The sequence below is a fragment of the Rhodococcus sp. C3V genome (genome assembly GCF_029269915.1).
Classification (GTDB): Bacteria; Actinomycetota; Actinomycetes; order Mycobacteriales; family Mycobacteriaceae; genus Rhodococcus_F; species Rhodococcus_F qingshengii.
This window is the reverse complement of record NZ_JARJBE010000014.1, coordinates 28,264-47,438: the sequence shown is the minus strand read 5'-3', so window position 1 is coordinate 47,438 and position 19,175 is coordinate 28,264. Positions and strand designations below refer to the sequence as shown.

Here is a 19,175-nt window from a genome sequence, read left to right as displayed (position 1 = left end):
GAAGTACACATGCCGACCACCGCCTTCACCTCGGAGCCGTCCACTGTCATGGTGACCGGAACCGCCACTGCAACAGCTGTTCCCGACATCGTGCGGCTGACGATCGGAGTATCGGTGACACAGACGGCCGTTTCCGCCGCATTCGACGCCGTCGCGCGTCTGTCCACTGCGCTGACCGAGACCCTGCACGCGCGCGGTGTGCGCGGAGCGGACCTCACCACCGCTGGGCTGAGCGTCCATCCGCAGACTCACTGGAGTGACGGAGGCCGCCAGGAGACAACAGGATTCACCGCATCGACAACTTTCCGAGTCGTACTGCGAGAGCTGGAGCCGGAAGCGGCGAACTCCCCCGCCGCCGTCATCGCGGCGTGTGTATCGGTGGGCGGCGACGCGATACGGCTCGACGGGCTCGAGTTCGACCTCGACGACCGCAGCGATCTGGCGACAAAAGCACGCGAATTGGCCTGGACGGCAGCCGAATCGAAAGCCAGACAGTTCGCGGACCTGGCAGACAAAGATCTGGTCGAAGTCCTCGAGGTGCTCGAGGACTTCGACCAGATCGTGCCGATGCGCGGACGTGTCGCGGCGATGAAAGCGGATTCGGCCCCGATAGCCGTCGAACGCGGAGAGGTCGAAGAATCGATCTCGGTCCGCGTTCGATGGGCTATGGCGTGACAACAGTAGTTCAGAAGACGCTGCCGGCAGTAGACCAGCCGGGCATGCGGATCAGCGAGTGAGGTTCTTCTCCTCGTTCTTCTCTTCGCGTTCTTCTTCGAACTTCTGCTCGGCGTCGGGGGTTGCCATGTCGATGGTGGTGCGCAACGGACGGTTCGGGATGAAGACGACCGACACGAGCGTGACCACGGCGACGACGGCTGCGACCAGGAAGATCCGTCCTGTTGCGTCGCCGTAGGCGAACCGAACGATCTGCGAGACGAAGTCAGGCATATTGCTCAGGTCGAGGCCGTCCTGGAGGCTCTTTCCAGCTACTGCCTGCTGCTCGGGCGGCAAGGTGGAGACCGAATCGACTGTCAGTGTCTTGACGCGGGTCGCAAGAATCGAACCGAGCACCGACACACCGATCGCGCCGCCGAAGGTGCGGAAGAACGCCACGATACTGCTGGCCGCGCCGATGTTCTCGACGCTGACCGTGTTCTGCACGGCGAGCACGATGTTCTGCATCAGCATGCCGGTACCGAGACCCACGATGGCGATGAAGATTCCGATGGTCCAGAGGCTGGTTGCGTGGTCGATCGTCGACAGCAGCCCGAAACCGACCAGCAGCAGAACTGCGCCGGCGACGATGAAGGGCTTCCACTGACCGAACTTGGTGATCAGCTGGCCCGATCCGACCGAGGCGACGAGCATGCCTGCGACCATCGGAATGGTGAGCAATCCGGCTTCGGTGGGATCGAATCCGCGTGCGGTCTGGAAGTACTGCGTCAGGAACGTCGTCGCACCGAAGAGGCCGACACCAACTGCGATCGAGGCGATGATCGCGAGAGCCGTAGTGCGCTCGGTGATGATCTTGATCGGCAGGATCGGATCCTTGACCTTGGATTCGACGAACATCGTCAGGCCGAGCAGGGCCAGACCACCGATGACGAAGAAGGCCGACTCTTTCGAGAACCAGGCGTAGTAGTCGTCCTGACCGGCAAACGACACCCAGATCAGCAGGACGCTGACACCGGCGGTGAGCAAGGTGGCGCCCATCCAGTCGATGGAGACGTTGTCCTTCTTCACGGTCTCGACGTGCAGTGTGCGCTGAAGCAGGAACAATGCGATGACTGCCAACGGAACACATACGTAGAAGCACCAGCGCCAGCCGGCAGTGTCCACGAGGACGCCGCCGAGGATCGGTCCACCGGACATCGAGACGGCCATGGCCGCACCCATGTATCCGGAGTAGCGACCGCGATCTCGCGGCGGGATGATCGTGCCGATGATGGCTACGACGAGAGCGGTCAGACCGCCCATACCGATGCCCTGGATGACACGCGCACCGAGAAGCAACGGAACGTTGTGCGCCGCGCCGGCGATGACCGAGCCGATCACGAAGATGACGATCGCGGTCTGGACCAGGACCTTCTTGTTGTAGAGGTCGGCAAGCTTGCCCCAGATCGGCGTCGACGCCGCGGTGGCGAGCAACGCTGTCGTGATGATCCAGGCGTACTGCGTCTGAGTTCCGTGCAGTTCACCGATGATCGTGGGAAGCGCTGTGGAAACGATGGTGCTGCTGAGCAGCGCGGTGAACAGCGCTGCGATGAGTCCGGTGAGTGCTTCGAGAATTTCGCGGTGAGTCATCGCGCCCGCTTCGCGAGCCGATCCGTCACCTCCGGTACTTGCCCGGGTTTCTCCTACTGTTGCTGCCATGTGCCTTATCTCCCAATACTTTCTACGCCCGTGTGCGGAACTGCCGGTGAGGCCTGCCGATTCGATGCGCCGAACGTCTCGTTGAGACGTTGCAGCGATGTCACTGCGGCCATGGCCTCTTCCTGGCTCCAGTCTTCGAGCATGTTGCGCAAACGCGCCGCACGCCGCTGCGTGGTTCTCCGTAAAACGTCGTGTCCCTCTTCCGATACTCGGATGCGGAACGCCCGCTTGTCAGCCGGATCGGGATTTCTCTCGACATACCCAGCGTCGACCAGATCCGACATTTGTCGGCTGAGCGACGACTGACTGACACACAGATCGACGGCCAATTCGTTCTGTCGGCACTCCCCACGCGCTGCCAGCATGAACAACACACTGACCAGCGCAGGCGGCAGCAGGCTGTCTGCACCGGTGGTGACCGCGGCTCGCAGCGATCTGCCGAACATGAAGATCGTGTCGACGAGCGCTTGGGCCGTCTCCGGCTGTACCGACATTGCCTACCCCTGAATTCGAGTGGCCCGAACGAGCCGTGACTTGAAAACGGAAAACTACTTGCAGAACGAAACTATACGATTAGTTGCGTAATGCAAGCAACTGTTGTGAACGCGAGAAGCGTCACACCGTTTCAGGGAAAGATTTCGGGACGTCTCAGCGTTCGAGGAGCGCGATGCACTCCATGTGGTGAGTCTGGGGGAACGCGTCGAACGCCCGGAGGCCACCGATTCTGAAGCCCTGCTCCAGGTAAAGGCCGATATCGCGACCGAACGACGCCGGGTCGCACCCGATGTGGACTATCCGCTCAGCGCCCGTTGCGGCGAGAGCTTCCACGACCTGACGGCCGGCTCCCGCACGTGGCGGGTCGAGCACGACGACAGCAGGCGAACGCTCCAGATCCGCGATGATGTTCTCGACGCGGGCGCTGTGGAAGCGCACCTGACCGAGATCGGACAGCGCTGCCTGCCCGTCCGCGACTGCACGCGCCGAAGATTCGACGGACTCCACCACGCCGGACGGACCGACAAGCTCGGCGAGCGCTGCTGCGAACACGCCGACACCGCCGTAGAGATCCCAGGCCGTGTCCGCGGTAGCGGCTCCGGCCCAATCACCGACCACCTGTGAGTAAGTGGCCGCCGCGCCGCGATGGGCCTGCCAGAAACCGGTCGCGGCCAGCGCCCATTCTCGATTGCCGACGCGCTCGATCACTGTGTCCGATCCGATGGCAACTCGGGTCTTTCGCGGGCCGCCGCTTGCCGCTCGGCGTGCCATCGCGCCGCGTCGCCCGGGCGTCCGCCGTCCTGTCTTGGACACTGCGGGTGCCGCGATTTCCACGACGTGCCGCTCGCCGGCAGCGTCGAGAACAACCTGCAGCTCGCTACCTGGCGCCCACTGCGCACCGCCGAGACCGTCGTACGCGCTCTGATCGATCTGGGTGCACCGCAGGTCTGTGACGATCCGGTTGCTGCGGTACGCGTGGTATCCCGCGACCCCGTGCCCGTCCACCGCCAACCGGACTCGCGTGCGCCAACCCGTTCCGCCTCCGGTTCCGGGCAGTTCCTCTACCTCGACGTCCGATTCGACACGAGCGAGTCGCAGAAGCTGCTCCCGCACGACCGAGGTCTTCATCTCACGTTGGACGCTCAGATCCGCGTGCGAGTAGTCGCAGCAGCCCGCCCCGCCCGGGCCGGAGATCGGGCATGTCGGATCGATCCGATGCGGAGAAGCGTCGAGAACGGTGATCGCGTCGGCGCGGCAGAACGATCCGCCCTTGTCCTCGGTCACCCGGACCAGCGCCCGCTCCCCCGGCAAACCGTGACGGACGAACACGACCCGCCCCTCGTGCCGGGCGACGACGAACCCGCCGTGACCGGGGTTGCCCAGATCGACCTCGAAGGTCTGTCCGGTCCAATTCTCACTCAACGAACTACGCCTGCCATTTCGATGTTGCCGATCATTTTTCGCCGGTGATCATTTCTCGCCGGTGTCGTAACCGCGACGCGTGGCGCCTGCGGTCTTCTCGATGTCGAGCGGCTTTGCCTTTGCCGACGAACTCAGCTGCCACGGAACGCTGGTCACCATCACGCCGGGCTGGAAAAGCAGACGACTCTTCAGACGAAGCGCGCTCTGATTGTGCAGGATCTGCTCCCACCAGTGTCCGACGACGTACTCGGGAATGAAGACGGTGACGACATCACGCGGAGCATCGCGTCGTACACGCTTGACGTAGTCGAGAACCGGCTTGGTGATTTCTCGGTACGGCGACTCGATCACCTTGAGCGGAACCGTCACGTCGCTCTTCTCCCACTCACGCACGAGTGCACGGGTGTCGGGCTCGTCGACGTTGACCGTGATGGCTTCGAGGGTGTCCGGTCGCGTTGCTCGCGCGTAGGCGAGAGCTCGCATCGTCGGCATGTGCAACTTCGAGACGAGCACGATCGAGTGCGTGCGGCTGGGCAGTACGCCGTCCCACTCCTGCTCCTCGAGCTCGGCTGCGACGCTGTCGTAGTGCTTGCGGATCATCTTCATCACGATGAAGATCGCGACCATCGCGACGATGGCGATCCATGCGCCGGCAGCGAACTTGGTGATCAGAACGATGATCAAGACGGTGGCGGTCATTGCCAGACCGATCGAATTGATCACTCGCGAGCGCTGCATACGGGCCCGTTGCGCCTTGTCGGTCTCGGACTTCAGATGCCGAGTCCAGTGCTTGATCATGCCCGTCTGGCTGAGCACGAACGAGACGAAGACGCCGACGATGTACAACTGGATGAGCTTGGTGACCTCGGCGCCGAACACCACGACGAATGCGATGGCAGCACCGGAGAGGAAGAGGATTCCGTTGCTGAATGCCAGTCGGTCGCCGCGCGTGTGCAGCTGACGCGGTAGGTACCGATCCTGCGCCAGGATCGATCCGAGTACCGGAAAGCCGTTGAACGCGGTGTTCGCGGCCAGAACCAGGATCAGTGCCGTGACGATCGCCATGAAGAAGAAACCGATCGGGAAACCACTGAACACGGCTTCGGCGATCTGCGCGATCAAGGTCTTCTGATGGTAGCCCTCCGGCGCTCCGACCAGCTGTTCCTGCGGATTGTGTGCGTAGACGATGCCGATTTTCTGAGCCAGGATGATGATGCCCATCAGCAGGACGATGGCGATCGACCCGAGCAGCAGCAAGGTCGTGGCAGCGTTGCGCGACTTCGGCTTCTGGAACGCCGGTACGCCGTTGCTGATGGCCTCGACGCCGGTCAGTGCGGCACAGCCCGAGGAGAATGCGCGGGCGATCAGGAACGCGAAGGCAATTCCGTACAGATGCGAATCCTCGGCGTTGAGCGTGAACGACGACGATTCCGCGTGCACATCCTCACCGAGGACGTAGATCCGGAAGAATCCCCACCCGAGCATCAGGAACATGCCGACGATGAATGCGTAGGTCGGAATTGCGAACGCGGTCCCCGATTCACGGATACCGCGAAGGTTGACCGCGGTCAGCAACACGATCGCCGCAACCGCGAACAACACCTTGTGCTGCGCGACGAACGGCAGAGCCGAGCCGATGTTCGACGCCGCCGACGAGATCGACACGGCGACCGTCAGCACGTAGTCGACCATCAGCGCACTACCGACGGTCAGACCGGCGGTCGGGCCGAGGTTGACCGTCGCGACCTCGTAGTCGCCGCCACCGGAGGGGTATGCGTGGACGTTCTGGCGGTAGCTCGCCACCACCACAGCCATGACGATGGCGACGGACAATCCGATCCAGGGGGTGTACGCATACGCGGAAATACCCGCGACGGAGAGAACCAGGAAGATTTCTTCGGGGGCATACGCGACGGACGACATCGCGTCGGACGCGAAGACCGGTAGTGCAATTCGCTTGGGTAGCAGCGTGTGCCCGAGTTTGTCGCTTCGGAACGGCCGACCGAGCAGGAGCCGCTTGGTAGCGGTCGAGAGCTTAGACACGTGCAAAGCGTAAGCCGTCTCGCCCGATTCGGAGTCATCAGAGCCCCAACTTCACCTTTTGTCGTGACAACCGGCACGCGAGCGACCGTTGTACTTGCTCTTCCCGTGAGGGGCTGTACCGTTCGATTCGGCGTGCAATCGCGCCATGAGGGTCCATGAACGGAGTAGGGCGTGTATGTCGTCATCATGGGGTGCGGTCGAGTGGGTTCTTCCCTCGCCGCGTCTCTGACCAGGATCGGACATGAGGTCGCCGTCATCGACCGCGATCAGAGTGCGTTTCTGCGTCTCGATCTCGACTTCCCGGGAACCAAGGTTCTGGGAATGGGGTTCGACCGTGACGTGCTGGTCCGGGCGGGAATCGAGCGGGCCGACGCCTTTGCCGCGGTGTCCTCGGGAGACAATTCCAACATCATCGCAGCGCGAGTCGCACGCGAGACTTTCGGCGTCGAACGCGTCGTCGCACGTATTTACGACGCCAAGCGTGCCGCTGTTTACGAGCGACTCGGCATTCCCACGGTCGCCACCGTGCCGTGGTCGACGGATCGTTTCCTGCACACGTTGACCAAGGAAAGTCAGACTGCGAAGTGGCGCGATCCTTCGGGCACTGTCGCCATCACCGAACTTGCCCTGCACGAGGATTGGGCGGGCAAGCCGATCGCACTCCTCGAGGGCGCGACCAGTTCGAGAGTCGCCTTCATCATCCGCTTCGGGACCGGCATTCTCCCCGACCGCAAGACTGTCATCCAGGCCGACGATCAGGTCTACATCGCCGCCGTGTCGGGAACCGTCGCCGAAGCTGTCGCACTGGCCGGCAACCCGCCGCCGAGCGACGACTGAGGGAGGCCGCAGATGACTGATCCGTACGCCGCCCCCCACAACAAGACTGCGACTGTGTTGCACTACAACGTGATTGGAAGTTCTCGATGAAGGTCGCCATCGCCGGAGCCGGCGCCGTAGGCCGTTCCATTGCGCGAGAGCTGATTCGAAGCTCACATGACGTCATGCTGATCGAACGCAAACTCGATCACATCGAACCGGAGTCGGTGCCCGAGGCGAAGTGGGTGCACGCGGACGCCTGCGAACTCAGCAGACTCGAGGACGCGTCGATGGAGTCGTACGAGGTCGTGATTGCCGCGACCGGAGACGACAAGGCAAACCTGGTCCTCAGTCTGCTCGCGAAAACCGAGTTCGGTGTTCGCCGAGTTGTCGCCCGCGTCAACGATCCCCGCAACGAGTGGCTCTTCGACGAGTCCTGGGGCGTGGACGTCGCCGTCTCGACACCGCGGATGCTCGCTTCGCTCGTCGAAGAGGCCGTCTCGGTCGGTGACCTGGTCAAACTGATGACACTGCGGCAGGGACAGGCCAACCTCGTCGAGATCACGTTGCCCGACAACACACCTCTTGCCGGAAAAGCCGTCAAGAAACTCGAACTTCCGCGAGACTGCGCACTGGTCACCATCCTGCGTGGCGGACGCGTGATCGTCCCGCAGATGGACGATCCCATCGAAGGCGGGGACGAACTGCTCTTCGTTGCGGCCGTCGACGCCGAGGATCAGCTGCGCGTTGCACTCCGCCTGGAGAATTGACCGACGAACACACTGACGACGAAAGGGAATCACATGGCACAAGCGCCCGAAAACACCGTAGTCACCGACAATCCAGCCCAGAGCCGGTACGAGATCCATGCCGACGGCGATCTCGCCGGGATCGAGGACTACACCACCTCCGGTGACGTCGTCTCGTTCAACCACACCGAGATCTACCCCGCCTTCGAAGGTTTCGGATTGGCCGGGGTTCTCGTCCGCCAGGCTCTGGACGACCTACGAGCACGCGGCCTCAAGGTTCACCCGGTGTGCCCGTACGTCGTGAAGTTCCTCGACAAGCACCCCGAGTACCAGGACCTGATCAGCTGAGATCTCGGTCTTCGCGCGGCTTCGTCAGATTCACCGAGCCCACCTCTTCGGACTCTGCGTCCGTGGCGGTGGGCTCGCTGCTTTCGGGCTCCACAACCGGTTCAGGCTCGACGATGCGATCGGCCTTACGCACAGCCCAGACCGTCACGAGCAGCACCAAACCGGTCAACGGCCAACCCATGCCGATACGCGCGACTGCGAGCCATCCGGTGTGGTCGGTGTCGTAGAGCTGTGACTGAACGAGATACCGCGCACCGAAGACCACCGCCCACGCTGCCGTCGCGACGTCGTAGAGCCGGACGGCGGAGCTGTGCTTGCGCCAGAGATTGCCGTGCCCGTTGAGATAGCCCCAGATGATTCCGACGAGGGGCCAGCGCACGAGGATGGAAATCAGGAAGACCGCACCGTAGGCGAGGCTCGTGTAGATACCGAAGAGGAAATATCCTTTGGCGTCGCCGGTGCGGTAGGCGATGAATGCGGAAACTCCGACTCCGAGAAAACCGGAAATAGCGGGTTGGAGGGAATCCTTACGGAAGAGGCGCCAGGCCGCGATAGCGACAGCGACGCCTAATGCGGCCCAGATTGCCGCGGTGAGATTCCAGATGCTGTTGACCGGGACAAAAATCAGAATCGGCAAAGACGAATAGATCAGACCACTCAGCCCGCCGAGTTGGTCGATTACCGATCGCTGTTGTGTTTCAGTCACCTGTCGAGGGTGCCACAGTCACCGAGTTGCACGGTAAATGCGGGAAACGCGCCTATTCGCCGCGCAGTTCGTAGTAAGGGTTGAAGATCGCCTTGCGACCGTCACGCTCGCCCACACGACCGCGGATCAGCAGGGTCTTACCGGTCTCGATTCCCGGGATCCGGCGACGCCCGATCCAGACGAGATTGATCACCTCGGTGCCATCGAAGAACTCGGCCTCGATGCTGGCATTTCCCGACTTGGGACACGCGTCGACGCTGCGGAGTCGGCCCACCATCGTGACTTCTTCACCGCGACGACAATCGCATGCCTTCTGACCTCCGGAAGCCTTGTTGGACTCGGCCATCTCCTGGGCGTCCAACTGGTCGACGTCCTCGGTCAGACGCTGGGTCAGTCGACGAAAATATCCTGCGGCGGCGGGTGCCATTGCGCGCTCCTGCGAACATGTGTGACGCAAGGGTTTCGCGTCACGTGAAGGGCTGTGTGATCGCCACTGTAGACCCATTACGAGCGTGTAACCACACCGGTCAGTCCGCGTCTCGGGGGCACCGGGCAAGATCAAGAGATGCAGAACTCGGAATTGGCGACCGTTGCCGTCGTTCTCCCAGGTACAGGCTCTGACGCCCACTTCGCGGACCGCGCATTCCGGGCGCCGCTGGAGGCTCTGGGTGTGCGCATCGTCGCAATTGAACCGGACCCTCGGCGTGTCGTGGACGGCTATCTGGACGCGATGGACAGAGCCGCGGACACGCACGGCCGAATCATCGTCGGAGGGGTCTCGATCGGAGCGGCCGTTGCACTCCAGTGGGCCGCCGACAATCCCGATCGAACCGTGAGTGTGTTGGCAGCGCTTCCGGCCTGGACGGGCTCGGCCGACGACGCCCCCGCAGCAGCGAGCGCGCGGTTCACCGCCGGGCAACTGCGCTCCGAAGGCTTGGAGTCGGTGATCGCTGCGATGCTCGCGTCGAGTCCGGCGTGGCTCGGAGCCGAACTCGAGCGCTCCTGGCGCTCTCAGTGGCCCGATCTCCCGGCTGCGCTCGACGAGGCGGCGTCGTACCACTCACTCGGCGAGAGCGCGCTACGGGCGGTGGGCGTTCCGGTCGGCATTGCGTCGGCGGTGGACGATCCGGTTCATCCCGCGTCAGTGGCGCAGGCCTGGGCGGCTTCACTCCCCCGCGGCGCAGTCGCCACGACGACGCTCGACATGATCGGGCGCGACCCCGCGGTTCTCGGGTCCACCTGCATCAAAGCGCTCGCGGCGATCGAATCCGATACCACCGCGAGCGCCTGAAGAAAATTCTGTTACTGACCCAATTGCTGCATGGCAGAACCGGATTCGCCGCTACGAGGCGGCGGGGTCGGCCGTGCTGGAGGTGCCGGCGGAGCGGGCGGAGCGGGCGGTGCTGACTGCTGTTGCTGCTGGGCGGCGACCTGTTGCTGCTGCGCTGCCGCCAACTGCTGCTCGTGTGCGGCCGCCAACTGCTCGGCGAGCACCTGCGGGAGCACCACGGGCAGCGGTGTCCGCACCGGATGCGGCTCTGATCCTCGGTTGACGACGGTGTCACGCAAGATGTCCCGTGCGATTGCCACCAGAGGAGCGTTCGCGGCGGTGGATCCACTCGGACCCGCGACCACGCAGCGCACCATCCACCGGGGACCGTCGACGCCGATGAACCGCAGGTCCATGTTGGCCGTCACAGCAGCCAGTTCACGGCCCCACGGGCCGTTCTCGACGCTCACCGCGGAATTGTCGTCGCGAAGCGACTGCGCGAGCTCGGCAACGACCTCACGCCACTGACCGGGCGATTTCGGGGCGGCGTAGGCAGCAACCGTGATGCGGCCGTGCTCGGTGACCAGGTGCACGGCCTGCGGCGAACCGTTGGGCGCCATCTCGACCTGCAACTGCCCGCCGGTCGGCATCGGCACCAGAACGGAACCGAGATCAAGACGCTGACCGTCACGGCCTGCCGTCGGATCGTCGGAATCGATCTCCGAGATGTCGTAAGGGCCTTCCGATTCGTCACCGAACTCGTCGCCGGTGACTTCGAGATCGTCTTCGACCTCGTCGATCTCCACCGACTCGTCGTTCTCGTCACCGAAGAAGCTGGTGGTTTCCTCGTCGACATCTGTCTTCTTCTTGCGTCCGAACATGATTCAGACTCCCTCTCCGACTACCGCGCCAGGCGCATCGGTATCGAGTATCGCGTGCCCGCCGCTGGAACCGTAGCCTCCGGTTCCTCTGGTCGTGTCGTCCAGCGATTCGACTTCCTCGAAAACCGGAAGTTCGACTCGTTGAACCACGAGCTGAGCGATTCGGTCACCGCGGCGGATGTCGATGGCTGTGGCCGGATCGAGATTGATCAAGCAGACCTTGAGTTCGCCCCGGTATCCCGCGTCCACGGTTCCGGGCGCATTCACGATCGACAGTCCCGATTTGGCGGCGAGTCCGGAACGCGGATGGATCAACCCGACGGTGCCCACCGGCAAAGCGATCGCGATCCCCGTTCCGACCAGTGTTCGGTGTCCGGGTTCGATGGTGACGTCGCTGGTGGAGCACAGATCCACACCCGCATCTCCGGGATGCGCACGCTGTGGAACGGGCAGGTCTGGATCCAGTCGCTTCAAGGCGATGGAGAGATGGTCGCTCACGTGGGCCAAGACTACTCGTAGCGACGGACTATCCTTGACAGGTGCCCGAAACATCTCGACCTGACGTCGCCACCACAACGCCCCCGTCCACGACGCTGTACTCCGAGCGCCTGTGGGTGCCGATCTGGTGGTGGATCGCCGGGTTGGCCGTAGCCGGACTCCTCGCGGCCGAGGTCCACATGGGCCGCCCGGGGCTTCTCTCGTACCTGGCGTACGTCGTACTACTCCCGATCCCGATCTGGGCGGCATTCTGGCTCAGCCGGATGCGCGTCGAGGTGGTGGAGACAGCAGGGGTGAAGGAACTGCACGTGGGTAGAGCCCACCTGCCGGTCGAATTGATTTCACGGGCGGCAGCAGTGCCGGCTTCCGCGAAGAGTGCTGCGATGGGGCGCCAACTCGATCCGTCGGCGTTCGTCCAGCATCGCCCATGGGTCAAGACAATGGTGTTGATCGTGCTCGACGACCCGGAGGATCCCACGCCGTACTGGTTGGTGAGCACACGTCGTCCCGCTGATCTGCTGGCTGCGCTGGATCTCTGACCAGCGCGGTCACAGCAAAGCAGTACTTCCCGACCCTTGGTCGACCCTCGCGCTGACGGGTCGACCACCGGGAAGGGAGATCAGGCAGCGCAGTCCATGCATACGAGCTGTCCGTTGGCATCACTGGCCAGGCGGCTGCGGTGATGAACCAGGAAGCAGCTCGAACACGTGAACTCGTCTGCCTGCTTCGGAACAACTCGAACCGAGAGTTCCTCGCCGGAAAGGTCGGCACCCGGCAGCTCGAAGGACTCCGCGGTGTCCGTCTCGTCGATGTCGACGACGGCTGACTGCGCTTCGTTGCGTCGCGCCTTCAGCTCCTCGAGCGAGTCCTCCGAAACCTCGTCGGACTCTGTACGCCTCGGTGCGTCGTAGTCAGTTGCCATCTCGTCTACCCCATCCTCTTCGTGTATCCCGGTCCCGTGTGCGCCGAGAATCCGGTAGATCCTTGATGCGCATGGAAACCGCCGTGGCATCCAGATCATTCCCTGTCGCTGCATAACGCTGCAGGACTGGAATTAGTGCCCGGAAGTTCCTTCCGAGAACGTGATCTGCGCCTCATTTGGTTGTCATTTCGGCGTCCGGCCGATGCCCAGTTGAACGACCTGGGCCGCCAGACAGTAGCCGACGTGAGCACGAAAGTAGTAACCGAATCGGAAATTTCCGAAAAATGACTGCGAATTGTCACCAAGGCAAGAGCAAGCTGTGACCTTTCCACGATGTTTTCGGGCCGAATCCGGGTAGAAACAGGCCGGTAATCGGCCAACTGCCGTTTCGCAATCGACAAGGACTCGACGCGTCGAGCCTCGCTTCGGCTGTCTCGTCACACAGGCCCTCTAAGGTAGGCACCGAACGTCATGCCGGCGCCGCTCGGCCCGATGGCGAAGTAGAAGTTTCGTCAAGAAAGTCGAGGGATACCGTGGTTTCTCTGATCACCGAAGGCAGCTCTACCGATGACCAGGGACGTCCGTTCCGCCGTCGGCGCGCGTGGCCGGTGATCGCCGTGTTCGCGGTACTCGCATTGATCGGCAGTGTCTTGTGGGTCCGCATCCTGAGCGCCGAGGCGGAAGTCAGTGACACCGTCGCCTGCAACCTGCCGCAACCTTCGTCCGATCCTTCGGCAGCGGCGCCACTACCGCTGGGAACCGTCGTCGACCGCTCGAAGCTGCTCGACGTGGATCCCGCTCCCCTCGCCGCCACCAAGGTTCGTGTGTTCAACGCCAACGGTGAACACGGTCAGGCGGCCCAGGTGGCAGCGCAACTGAGCGAGTTCGGCTTCTCCAGCGCGCCGGACGTCCAGGTCGGAAACGACCCCGTCTACGTCGACCAGAACATGGAGTGCCAGGGTCAGATCCGATTCGGAGCGAACGGCCTCGCCGCCGCCAGTTCCGTCTGGCTGGTCGCCCCCTGCGCCGAACTGGTCCAGGACGGCCGCGGCGACGACACCGTCGACCTGGCTCTCGGCACCTACAACAAGGGCGCCCTGACCCCCAACACCGACGCTACCGCGATCCTGCATGCTCTGGCCGAGCAGCCCGCAAACGCCGAAGTCGCTCCGATGGACATCGCACTGCTCAAAGCAGCGCGCACGGCGCGATGCTGACAGGCCTCAGCTCGGAATCGGCTGATCTGCGCCGATCGAACTGAGCATGTGCGCGAACTGCTCGGCGATCGCCGGAGCGACTGCGTAAACGACATCGCCGTCGGCCGACGTGGAATTGGGCGCCGGGACGTTGATGACGGCGCCCGCTTCGGAAGCGATCAAGGAGCCGGCTGCCCAGTCCCATGGACTCAGTCCGTGTTCGAAGTGAGCGTCGACCCGGCCGGTGGCAACCATGCACAGATCCAAAGCCGCCGAACCGATGCGTCGGATGTCGCGAACCTGCGGCAGGATCTGCCCGATCAACGTGCCCTGGACCTTCCGGCGATCCGCTCCGTAACCGAAGCCGGTGGCCAACAGCGCCATTGACAGCTCGGTCACCTCATTGGCTTGCAGGTCGCTGACGACGCCGTCGGCCGTGGTCATGGTTGCACCGCCGCCCCGATGCGCGGCGTACGTGGTTTCCAACGACACGTCGACGACAGCCCCGGCTACCGAGACCCCGTCGATCTGTACGGCCACCGAGATGGCGAACGCGGGGATTCCGTAGAGAAAATTCACCGTGCCGTCGATGGGATCGACAACCCACCGAACTCCCGCGGAATCGTCGGTGTCTCCGCCACCTTCCTCACCCAGGATCGAATCTGCAGGCCGCCATTGCGCCAGAAGGTCGCGAATCACCTGTTCGGTTTCGGTATCGACAACCGTGACGGGATCGGTGGGCGTGCTCTTCGCCGCAACCGAACCACCCTCGGCGGCACCGGAACCCACCAGGCCGAATACCTCGGGCCGACGCAAGCGGACGTGTTCGGCTGCGCGTTCGGCGACGGCTACGGCTACTTCCCGCAACTGTGCGGGGTCCAGAGAATCGGCGGAAAAGTCGGGCAACGTTCTTTCTGAAGGGCGCACCGGACCATCGCAACACATCTCTACCGAGGGGCACCACTCGAACGTCTCGAGGCGGGCGGTTCGAGAGGACGCGCCCGGGTCCTCGTTCGGGTTAGTGTTTGCAACGGTAGATCGTGACCTCGAATTCGACACTCAGGAGCGCAGGACGATGACAACCACAGGTTTCGGGATCGACGTCGGCGGCAGCGGCGTCAAGGGCGGCACGATCGACCTGAGCACCGGGGAAATGATCGGTGACCGCATCAAGATCCTGACCCCGCAGCCGTCCACACCCGATGCGATCGCGGGCACTGTCGCCGAGATCGTCGAGCAGGCCAAGTGGACCGGTCCGGTCGGCATCACCTTGCCCGCTGTCGTGACCGGCGGCGTCGCGCGAAGCGCCGCGAACATCGACAAGTCCTGGATCGACACCGACGCCGCCGCCCTGTTCGGCAAGGCGCTGGGCGGGCGCGAGGTCACCGTCCTCAACGACGCCGACGCTGCCGGAATCGCCGAGGACTCGTTCGGAGCGGGCAAAGACACCTCCGGCGTCGTGATCTTGTTGACCTTCGGCACCGGAATCGGATCTGCCGTGCTGCACAACGGAGTTCTGTTGCCCAACACCGAGTTCGGCCACCTCGAGGTCGACGGCAAGGAAGCCGAGCACCGGGCGGCGTCGTCGGTGAAGGAGAAGAAGGACTGGAGCTACAAGGAGTGGGCGGTCGAGGTCTCGCGAGTTCTGACCACCTTCGAGAACCTGCTCTGGCCAGATCTCTTCATCGCCGGAGGCGGTATCAGCCGCAAGCACGAGAAGTGGATTCCGCATCTGACCAACCGCACCAAGGTCGTCCCCGCCACCCTTCTCAACACCGCCGGAATTGCCGGAGCTGCGCTCGCATCGGTCGGACTGGCTAGGCCGGCCTCCGTCGCCGGATGAGAAAACCCACACGTGAAAAGCGGAAAATCTACCTGTTACGGCCCGCCGTGACGTAAGAGTTTCCTGAGAGTCGTTACAATGGTGAAGTCCGGCTGCGCGCCGGCCAACAACCATTGACCTCTCCGCCGGATCACCACTCTGGCGTGACGCCGCACGACACCGTCACGAAAGGGCGTACGTGGCAGCCACCGATACACGTCAGACTGCTGATTCTCCATCAGAGTCAGAGCCACAATCTCCAGCCGTGGAGGCGGCCACCGTCACCGCTCCGGCAGCCAAGAAGGCTCCGGCGAAAAAGGCCCCCGCCAAGAAGGCAGCAGCAAAGAAGGCTCCGGCCAAGAAAGCTCCGGCCAAGAAGGCAGCAGCTAAGAAGGCCAGCCCCAAGAAGGCCGGCGATCCTGACGCCGAAGACGGCGATGTCGAGTTGGAAGACATCGACATCACGGACGGCGACCTTGCCGAGGTCGAGTCCGATGTCGTCGAGGTCGTAGCAGTCGGCGAAGACGAAGAGACCGCTGCAGAGCCGTCCGAGAAGGACAAGGCTTCCGGCGACTTCGTCTGGGACGAGGAAGAGTCCGAGGCTCTCCGCCAGGCACGCAAGGATGCCGAACTGACGGCGTCCGCCGACTCGGTTCGCGCCTACCTCAAGCAGATCGGCAAGGTCGCACTCCTCAACGCCGAAGAGGAAGTCGAACTGGCCAAGCGCATCGAGGCCGGCCTCTACGCCGTGCAGATCATGCAGGACCTCGCTGACAAGGGCGAGAAGTTGCCTGCGGCTCAGCGACGCGACATGAGCTGGATCTGCCGCGACGGCAACCGCGCCAAGAACCACCTCCTCGAGGCCAACCTCCGCCTGGTCGTCTCACTCGCCAAGCGCTACACGGGCCGCGGCATGGCGTTCCTGGACCTCATCCAGGAAGGCAACCTCGGTCTGATCCGTGCAGTCGAGAAGTTCGACTACACCAAGGGTTACAAGTTCTCGACCTACGCCACGTGGTGGATCCGTCAGGCCATCACCCGCGCAATGGCCGACCAGGCTCGCACCATCCGTATCCCGGTGCACATGGTCGAGGTCATCAACAAGCTCGGCCGTATCCAGCGTGAGCTGCTCCAGGACCTGGGCCGTGAGCCCACGCCGGAAGAGCTCGCCAAGGAAATGGACATCACGCCGGAGAAGGTGCTGGAAATCCAGCAGTACGCGCGTGAGCCGATCTCTCTCGACCAGACCATCGGCGACGAGGGCGACAGCCAGCTCGGTGACTTCATCGAGGACTCCGAAGCTGTTGTCGCAGTCGATGCCGTCTCGTTCACCTTGCTGCAGGATCAGCTGCAGTCGGTACTCGAGACGCTGTCCGAGCGCGAAGCCGGCGTGGTTCGCCTCCGCTTCGGTCTCACCGACGGTCAGCCGAGGACTTTAGACGAAATCGGACAGGTCTACGGCGTCACGCGTGAGCGTATCCGCCAGATCGAATCGAAGACGATGTCGAAGCTGCGCCACCCGTCGCGTTCGCAGGTTCTGCGCGACTACCTCGACTAGTCACACCAGCTATGCACACAAGAGCCGCTCTCCGGATCTCCGGAGAGCGGCTCTTGTGCGTTTGCCGCCTCAGACCAAGAGTGTGTCCCGGAGTTGTGCGACATCGTCCTCGCTCAACTGAAGGCCGTCCCGGACGTAGTTGTCGAAGTTGCCGTACACCCGATCCACCGTGGCGAAAGACGTGTCCAGCCAAGACTGTTCGACGCCGTCGATGAACGCGCTCCCCGTGCGGGGTCCGGTGAGGTACTGATTGCTGAGCATGTAATCGGCGTTCACGTCGGTGCGACTCACGCCGAGGACGGTCAGGAGAACTGCGGTCATCCAACCGGTACGGTCCTTGCCCGCCGAGCAGTGGTAGAGGACTGCACCGTCGGTGTTCGCGACGTTCACCAGCGCGTCGTGGAATGCGCGGCTCGCCCCCGGATCGGTCACCATCAACGCGTACATCGTCGGCATGTCCACCAGCGCCGGGAGGTTGGCGGGGTTGGTTCCGATGACGTCGAACCAGTTGCTTCGCGCCCCGTTCGGAAGGCGATCCTGCGAGAGCGTTCGTTCGACGACCGTACGGAAGTCGTCGACCGATTCCACTCCGCGTTCGCTCAACGACGCGAGATCCGACGGTGTCAGCTTGTCGAGGGCATTCGAGCGAAATACCTTCCCCCACCGAACGGTCTGCCCGTCCGCGGCGTCGTAGCCACCGATGTCACGCGCGTTCGACGCACCCTCGAGGTGTAGCGATCGATCCGCGGCAACCTGCGCAGCTGTGGGTCCGGCGTGGTCGAGAGCGGGAATTCCACCGGCGAGCGCCGGGACCGGTGCACACGAGATGATCAGCGCACACAGAGCGGTCGCGGCGGGACGGGCGATTCTGTTCGACATCCGGACAGAATAGGACCGCAATCAGGACTTCGTACGAACCTTGATGTACAACGAGGCGACCGGTTCGATAACTCTTGCCGCCACCGGGCCGATGACCGCCATCAGGAGCACGTAAGCAGTTGCCAATGCGGCAAGTTCGGCGTCGACGGCGCCTGCGGACACCGCGAGGCCGGCGATGATGATGGAGAACTCACCGCGGGCGATCAGAGCGGCACCGGCGCGCGCCTGACCCATTCGCGCGACACCCTGACGTCTGGCCGCCCAAGCGCCGGTTACCAGCTTCGTGATCGCCGTGACCACTGCCAGGATCGCGGCCCATCCGAGGACTGGCGGAATGGAACTGGGATCGGTGTTGAGACCGAAGACCACGAAGAACATTGCGGCGAACAGATCTCGAAGGGGCTCGAGCACGCGACTGGCATTGTGCGCCGTCGACCCCGAGATCGCGATTCCGAGGAGGAATGCGCCCACAGCCGCCGACACCTGCATCGCCGAACTGATGCCGGCGACCAACAGTGCGGCACCGAGCAGCTTGAGCAGGAGCGTCTCACTGTCGGGACTGTCGAGGAGGGCGGAGACGTACCGTCCGTATCGGAGGGCCACGACAAGAACCACGGTGATGACCAACAACGAGATCCCGACCGCTTCGAGCCCGCCCATGAAGCTCACGCCCGCGAGCATCGCGGTCAGAATCGGCAGGTACAGCGCCATCGCCAAGTCTTCGAACACCAGAATCGAAAGCACGACCGGTGTCTCGCGGTTACCGAGGCGCCCCAGGTCGCTGAGCACCTTGGCGATGATTCCCGAAGACGAGATGTAGGTGACGCCGGCCATGACCGTCGCCCCCACGACGCCCCAGCCGAGCATCAAGCCGACAACCGCGCCAGGGGTGGCGTTGAGGACGATGTCGACGATGCCGGCTACCCGCGAGCGTTTGAGACCGGTGACGAGCTCGGCCGCAGTGTATTCGAGCCCCAACAGCAGCAAGAGCAGGACGATCCCGATCTCACTTGCCAGATGGGAGAACTCGCCGATGTCGCCGAGCTGGATGAAACCGCCCTGTCCGAAGCACAGGCCGCCGATCAGGTAGAACGGGATCGGCGACATGCCGACGCGAGCAGCGAGCCGTCCGAGCAGTCCGAGCGCGAAGAAGACCGCGCCGAGTTCGATCAGTGCGAGGGTGGTTGTGTCCACGCG

21 protein-coding genes are annotated in these 19,175 nt (G+C 63.4%); 9 read left to right on the top strand and 12 right to left on the bottom strand.

What is annotated here, in order from left to right; genetic code table 11:
• The first annotated feature begins 9 nt into the window (after nt 1–9).
• On the top strand, nt 10–675 hold the full coding sequence (locus P3G66_RS27365; protein ID WP_276117380.1) for an SIMPL domain-containing protein: 666 nt from the start codon (nt 10–12) through the stop codon (nt 673–675).
• A gap of 51 nt (nt 676–726) precedes the next feature.
• Here P3G66_RS27365 and P3G66_RS27360 read toward each other — a convergent pair whose 3' ends face one another.
• From P3G66_RS27360 to P3G66_RS27345, 4 genes are all read right to left on the bottom strand, one after another.
• Nucleotides 727–2,373 (bottom strand): MDR family MFS transporter, encoded by a 1,647-nt coding sequence (locus P3G66_RS27360; RefSeq protein WP_276117379.1) that lies wholly within the window; start codon nt 2,371–2,373, stop codon nt 727–729.
• A 5-nt stretch (nt 2,374–2,378) separates the two neighbouring features.
• Nucleotides 2,379–2,867, bottom strand: a complete 489-nt coding sequence (locus tag P3G66_RS27355) for a MarR family winged helix-turn-helix transcriptional regulator (RefSeq protein WP_003942624.1) — start codon at nt 2,865–2,867, stop codon at nt 2,379–2,381.
• A gap of 154 nt (nt 2,868–3,021) precedes the next feature.
• Complete coding sequence (locus P3G66_RS27350) at nt 3,022–4,290, bottom strand: TRAM domain-containing protein (protein ID WP_276117378.1); 1,269 nt, start codon at nt 4,288–4,290, stop codon at nt 3,022–3,024.
• A gap of 48 nt (nt 4,291–4,338) precedes the next feature.
• Nucleotides 4,339–6,333 (bottom strand): APC family permease, encoded by a 1,995-nt coding sequence (locus P3G66_RS27345; RefSeq protein WP_007732857.1) that lies wholly within the window; start codon nt 6,331–6,333, stop codon nt 4,339–4,341.
• A 171-nt stretch (nt 6,334–6,504) separates the two neighbouring features.
• Here P3G66_RS27345 and P3G66_RS27340 point away from each other — a divergent pair, with 171 nt between their 5' ends.
• The 3 genes from P3G66_RS27340 (at nt 6,505) to P3G66_RS27330 (ending at nt 8,246) form a co-directional block, all read left to right on the top strand.
• Nucleotides 6,505–7,170, top strand: a complete 666-nt coding sequence (locus P3G66_RS27340) for a TrkA family potassium uptake protein (RefSeq protein ID WP_003942587.1) — start codon at nt 6,505–6,507, stop codon at nt 7,168–7,170.
• A gap of 86 nt (nt 7,171–7,256) precedes the next feature.
• A complete protein-coding gene (locus P3G66_RS27335) occupies nt 7,257–7,919 on the top strand; it encodes a TrkA family potassium uptake protein (RefSeq protein WP_003942632.1) in 663 nt (220 codons plus the stop codon).
• Nucleotides 7,920–7,952: 33 nt separating this feature from the next.
• A complete protein-coding gene (locus P3G66_RS27330; protein ID WP_003942641.1) occupies nt 7,953–8,246 on the top strand; it encodes a GNAT family N-acetyltransferase in 294 nt (97 codons plus the stop codon).
• Here P3G66_RS27330 and P3G66_RS27325 read toward each other — a convergent pair.
• Nucleotides 8,239–8,952 carry a DUF3159 domain-containing protein gene (locus tag P3G66_RS27325; protein WP_276117377.1) on the bottom strand — a complete coding sequence of 238 codons (714 nt, stop codon included), beginning with the start codon at nt 8,950–8,952 and terminating at the stop codon, nt 8,239–8,241. The two genes, P3G66_RS27330 and P3G66_RS27325, sit on opposite strands and share 8 nt — an antisense overlap.
• Nucleotides 8,953–9,004: 52 nt before the next feature.
• On the bottom strand, nt 9,005–9,379 hold the full coding sequence (locus P3G66_RS27320) for an OB-fold nucleic acid binding domain-containing protein (RefSeq protein WP_003942613.1): 375 nt from the start codon (nt 9,377–9,379) through the stop codon (nt 9,005–9,007).
• A 138-nt stretch (nt 9,380–9,517) separates the two neighbouring features.
• Between P3G66_RS27320 and P3G66_RS27315 the strand changes: the two genes are divergently transcribed.
• The gene (locus tag P3G66_RS27315; RefSeq protein WP_030536884.1) at nt 9,518–10,243 is read left to right on the top strand and encodes an alpha/beta hydrolase; all 726 of its coding nucleotides are present in this window, start codon (nt 9,518–9,520) and stop codon (nt 10,241–10,243) included.
• An 11-nt stretch (nt 10,244–10,254) separates the two neighbouring features.
• Here P3G66_RS27315 and P3G66_RS27310 read toward each other — a convergent pair whose 3' ends face one another.
• Both P3G66_RS27310 and dut read right to left on the bottom strand, forming a co-directional pair.
• Nucleotides 10,255–11,103, bottom strand: coding sequence for a DUF3710 domain-containing protein (locus P3G66_RS27310; RefSeq protein ID WP_276117376.1), 849 nt, complete (start codon nt 11,101–11,103; stop codon nt 10,255–10,257).
• 3 nt (nt 11,104–11,106) lie between these two features.
• Complete coding sequence (gene dut / locus P3G66_RS27305; RefSeq protein WP_003942635.1) at nt 11,107–11,601, bottom strand: dUTP diphosphatase; 495 nt, start codon at nt 11,599–11,601, stop codon at nt 11,107–11,109.
• Between the two features lie 41 nt (nt 11,602–11,642).
• On the opposite strand from dut, the gene P3G66_RS27300 reads away from it, so the two are divergent.
• Entirely contained in the window at nt 11,643–12,140 is a 498-nt protein-coding gene (locus P3G66_RS27300) for a DUF3093 domain-containing protein (protein WP_003942596.1), read from the top strand.
• 80 nt (nt 12,141–12,220) lie between these two features.
• On the opposite strand, the gene P3G66_RS27295 is transcribed toward P3G66_RS27300, so the two are convergent.
• On the bottom strand, nt 12,221–12,523 hold the full coding sequence (locus P3G66_RS27295; protein WP_003942593.1) for a DUF4193 domain-containing protein: 303 nt from the start codon (nt 12,521–12,523) through the stop codon (nt 12,221–12,223).
• A gap of 533 nt (nt 12,524–13,056) precedes the next feature.
• Between P3G66_RS27295 and cei the strand changes: the two genes are divergently transcribed.
• Nucleotides 13,057–13,740: an envelope integrity protein Cei gene (cei, locus tag P3G66_RS27290; protein ID WP_003942618.1), complete on the top strand. Its 684-nt coding sequence runs from the start codon at nt 13,057–13,059 to the stop codon at nt 13,738–13,740.
• Nucleotides 13,741–13,746: 6 nt separating this feature from the next.
• Here cei and P3G66_RS27285 read toward each other — a convergent pair whose 3' ends face one another.
• On the bottom strand, nt 13,747–14,625 hold the full coding sequence (locus tag P3G66_RS27285; protein ID WP_042920008.1) for an inositol monophosphatase family protein: 879 nt from the start codon (nt 14,623–14,625) through the stop codon (nt 13,747–13,749).
• A gap of 169 nt (nt 14,626–14,794) precedes the next feature.
• Between P3G66_RS27285 and P3G66_RS27280 the strand changes: the two genes are divergently transcribed.
• Both P3G66_RS27280 and P3G66_RS27275 read left to right on the top strand, forming a co-directional pair.
• On the top strand, nt 14,795–15,562 hold the full coding sequence (locus P3G66_RS27280) for a polyphosphate--glucose phosphotransferase (protein WP_042920010.1): 768 nt from the start codon (nt 14,795–14,797) through the stop codon (nt 15,560–15,562).
• Nucleotides 15,563–15,740: 178 nt separating this feature from the next.
• Nucleotides 15,741–17,099 carry an RNA polymerase sigma factor gene (locus tag P3G66_RS27275; protein ID WP_019748245.1) on the top strand — a complete coding sequence of 453 codons (1,359 nt, stop codon included), beginning with the start codon at nt 15,741–15,743 and terminating at the stop codon, nt 17,097–17,099.
• A 69-nt stretch (nt 17,100–17,168) separates the two neighbouring features.
• Here P3G66_RS27275 and P3G66_RS27270 read toward each other — a convergent pair whose 3' ends face one another.
• Both P3G66_RS27270 and P3G66_RS27265 read right to left on the bottom strand, forming a co-directional pair.
• Nucleotides 17,169–17,978, bottom strand: a complete 810-nt coding sequence (locus P3G66_RS27270) for a tyrosine-protein phosphatase (protein WP_042449914.1) — start codon at nt 17,976–17,978, stop codon at nt 17,169–17,171.
• Nucleotides 17,979–17,999: 21 nt separating this feature from the next.
• Nucleotides 18,000–19,172 (bottom strand): cation:proton antiporter, encoded by a 1,173-nt coding sequence (locus P3G66_RS27265; RefSeq protein WP_003942634.1) that lies wholly within the window; start codon nt 19,170–19,172, stop codon nt 18,000–18,002.
• Nucleotides 19,173–19,175 lie beyond the last annotated feature (3 nt).

Coding starts and splice junctions, on each gene's coding strand:
- P3G66_RS27365 (WP_276117380.1), top strand. CDS start 10: ATGCCGACCACCGCCTTCACCTCGGAGCCGTCCACTGTCATGGTGACC.
- P3G66_RS27360 (WP_276117379.1), bottom strand. CDS start 2,373: ATGGCAGCAACAGTAGGAGAAACCCGGGCAAGTACCGGAGGTGACGGA.
- P3G66_RS27355 (WP_003942624.1), bottom strand. CDS start 2,867: ATGTCGGTACAGCCGGAGACGGCCCAAGCGCTCGTCGACACGATCTTC.
- P3G66_RS27335 (WP_003942632.1), top strand. CDS start 7,257: ATGAAGGTCGCCATCGCCGGAGCCGGCGCCGTAGGCCGTTCCATTGCG.
- P3G66_RS27330 (WP_003942641.1), top strand. CDS start 7,953: ATGGCACAAGCGCCCGAAAACACCGTAGTCACCGACAATCCAGCCCAG.
- P3G66_RS27320 (WP_003942613.1), bottom strand. CDS start 9,379: ATGGCACCCGCCGCCGCAGGATATTTTCGTCGACTGACCCAGCGTCTG.
- P3G66_RS27315 (WP_030536884.1), top strand. CDS start 9,518: ATGCAGAACTCGGAATTGGCGACCGTTGCCGTCGTTCTCCCAGGTACA.
- P3G66_RS27310 (WP_276117376.1), bottom strand. CDS start 11,103: ATGTTCGGACGCAAGAAGAAGACAGATGTCGACGAGGAAACCACCAGC.
- P3G66_RS27295 (WP_003942593.1), bottom strand. CDS start 12,523: ATGGCAACTGACTACGACGCACCGAGGCGTACAGAGTCCGACGAGGTT.
- P3G66_RS27280 (WP_042920010.1), top strand. CDS start 14,795: ATGACAACCACAGGTTTCGGGATCGACGTCGGCGGCAGCGGCGTCAAG.
- P3G66_RS27270 (WP_042449914.1), bottom strand. CDS start 17,978: ATGTCGAACAGAATCGCCCGTCCCGCCGCGACCGCTCTGTGTGCGCTG.